Source organism: Crenobacter sp. CS_VA4 (assembly GCF_055597485.1).
The window spans coordinates 1-383 of record NZ_JBVMAE010000092.1 but is presented as its reverse complement, the minus strand read 5'-3'; the positions used below and the strand labels follow the sequence as shown (position 1 = coordinate 383).

Here is a 383-nt window from a genome sequence, read left to right as displayed (position 1 = left end):
CACCCTGCTCGCCCTCACCACTGAGGCGGATCCGGTCTCCGGTATCGACACCGGCCGGGATTGTGACCTTGAGGGTTTTCTGGCGGGTCTGCTCACCACTGCCGCCGCAGTCGCGGCAGGGGTCGGCGATGACGGTCCCGCGGCCCCGGCACTGCGGACAGGTCTGGCTGACGGCCAGGAAGCCCTGGTTGATGCGCACCTGTCCTGCGCCCTTACAGGTGGGGCAGGTCGTCGGCTGAGTGCCTTTTTTGGCGCCGGAGCCATCGCAGGTATCGCAGGACTCGTGTCGGGGAATACGAATTTCCACCTCGGTGCCATGCACGGCATCTTCGAGCCGGATGGACAGGTTGTAGCGCAGGTCGGCACCGCGACGGGGCCCTCGC

1 protein-coding gene is annotated in these 383 nt (G+C 67.1%); it reads right to left on the bottom strand.

The genetic code is table 11. The annotated features are described in order from the left end of the window. Nucleotides 1-383, bottom strand: a 383-nt coding sequence (locus ACZ2IA_RS22840; protein ID WP_470294882.1) for a zinc finger domain-containing protein, incomplete at both ends; no start/stop codon positions are given.